This is a genomic window from Burkholderia sp. Ac-20379, assembly GCF_017104645.1.
Taxonomy (GTDB): domain Bacteria; phylum Pseudomonadota; class Gammaproteobacteria; order Burkholderiales; family Burkholderiaceae; genus Burkholderia.
Genome location: NZ_JAAGPF010000662.1, coordinates 1 through 1,830 on the forward strand (window position 1 = coordinate 1; position 1,830 = coordinate 1,830).

Sequence of the window (1,830 nt, forward strand, 5' to 3'; positions counted from 1 at the left end):
AGTATCACCATCACCCTAACCCTCTTGCCCTACACGCCGCTCTTCCGATCCGGCGCGATCGCCACCGGGCCGAGGCCGGTGGCGATCAGCATCGACGCGAGCAGCGCCAGCGCGCCGAGCCAGCCCGCAAGCCCGATCCGCCGCACGGCCCCGCCCGCCCTGCCCACCCCGCTTGCCTCGTTCGCCGCTCGCGTCATCGCCTATTTCCCGCCCGGCGACGCCGCGAACGCGGCCGGATGCAGCCCGCGCGCGAGCGTCTCCACGGCCTCGGCGTTGCGCACGCCGGGCGTGGCCTCGTCGTACGGCAGCACGATGAAGCGCCGCGCGCGGATCGCGGCGACGTTCGCCAGCGCCGGGTTGCCGGTGAGATAGGCGATCTTCTGTTCGGCCGTCTGCGCGCCGTAATCGACGATCACGATCGCCTGCGGATCGCGCGCCACCACGCTTTCCCAGCCCACCGCGGCCCAGCTCTGCGCGAGGTCGTCCATCACGTTGACGCCGCCGGCCGCGCGGATCAGCGCGTCGGGCATGGCGTAGCGGCCGGCCGTGAAAGGTTTGTCGCCGCCGCTGTCGTAGACGAACACGCGCACCGGCTGCGCGCGCGGCCCGAGCGTGCGCGCCACGGCGGCCACGCGCGCCTGCATCGCGGCGATCGTCTGCGCGGCGCGCGGCGCCACGTCGAAGATCGTGCCGAGATTGCGCAGGTCGGCATACACGTCGTCGAACGACGCGGGCGGGCGCGGCATCACGTGCGAGCACGATTCGGTCAGCTCGTACGACGCGATGCCGAAGCGCGCCAGCGAATCGGGCGTGACCGGCCCGCCCACGCGCATGCCGTAGTTCCAGCCTGCCACGTACAGATCAGCGCCGGCCGCGAGCAGCGTTTCCAGCGCCGGATACTGGCGCGCCAGTTCGGGCAGCCCGGCCAGTTGCGCGCGCAGCGCGGGCGTGGCGGTCTTCCAGCCGCCGATGCCGGTGTAGCCCGCCATCCGGTCGCGCAGGCCGAGCGCGAGCATCATCTCGGTCAGGTTCACGTCGTTGCTGACGGCGTGCGCGGGCGCCTGCGCGAACGTCACGCTGCGGTTGCAGCTGTGCACCGTCACCGGGTAATGATTGGCATGGCCGGATTGGCCGGCGGCGCCGGCCGCGAACGCGGGCAGGCTCGTCAGCAGCGCGGCCGCGCAGGCTGCCTGGGCGATTCGCCGGGCGCGCGGCCCGGTGGGCGCGGTCTTCATATCGTCAGTGCTCCTCATCGATGATCAGCGTGACGCGCGGGTAGCCGCCTTGCGGATGCCGGTCCACCAGCGCCTCCACGCCGTACACGGCCTTCAGCAGCGGCGCGGTCAGCACCGTCTCGGGCGCGCCCTGCGCGACGATCTCGCCGTCGGCCAGCACGAACAGCCGGTCGCAGAACGCGGCGGCCAGGTTCAGATCGTGGATGGTGGCGAGCGTGGTGATGCGCAGCCGCTTGACGAGCGCGAGCAGCGCGATCTGGTGGCGCGGGTCGAGATGGTTGGTCGGCTCGTCGAGCATCAGCAATTCGGGCGACTGCACCAGCGCACGCGCCAGCAACGCGCGCTGCCGCTCGCCGCCCGACAGCGTGGCGAACGCGCGCGCCTGCGCCTCGGCCAGCCCGACATCGGCCAGCGCCCGCGCGATGCGGGACACATCCTCGGCCGTGTCGCCGTCGAGCATGCGCTTGTGCGGCGTGCGCCCCATCGCCACCACCTGCCCCACCGTCAGCCCGAAGTCGTCGGGCGGATCCTGCAGCACCACGGCGATGCGTTGCGCGGCCTGCCGGGCGCTCAACGCCCACACGTCCTCGCCGCC

Annotated in this window: 3 protein-coding genes; all 3 read right to left on the bottom strand. The window is 72.7% G+C overall.

The window, feature by feature from the left end:
- Nucleotides 1-29 precede the first annotated feature (29 nt).
- Entirely contained in the window at nucleotides 30-197 is a 168-nt protein-coding gene (locus tag G3N92_RS33735; RefSeq protein WP_206131827.1) for a hypothetical protein, read from the bottom strand.
- 3 nt (nucleotides 198-200) lie between these two features.
- A complete protein-coding gene (locus tag G3N92_RS33740; RefSeq protein WP_206131828.1) occupies nucleotides 201-1,235 on the bottom strand; it encodes an ABC transporter substrate-binding protein in 1,035 nt (344 codons plus the stop codon).
- 4 nt (nucleotides 1,236-1,239) lie between these two features.
- Nucleotides 1,240-1,830 (bottom strand): ABC transporter ATP-binding protein (locus tag G3N92_RS33745; RefSeq protein ID WP_206131829.1); only part of this gene is annotated, 591 nt, incomplete at its 5' end.

Excerpts from the sequence above, each read along its gene's own strand:
- G3N92_RS33735 (WP_206131827.1), bottom strand. The coding sequence starts at position 197 with ATGACGCGAGCGGCGAACGAGGCAAGCGGGGTGGGCAGGGCGGGCGGG.
- G3N92_RS33740 (WP_206131828.1), bottom strand. The coding sequence starts at position 1,235 with ATGAAGACCGCGCCCACCGGGCCGCGCGCCCGGCGAATCGCCCAGGCA.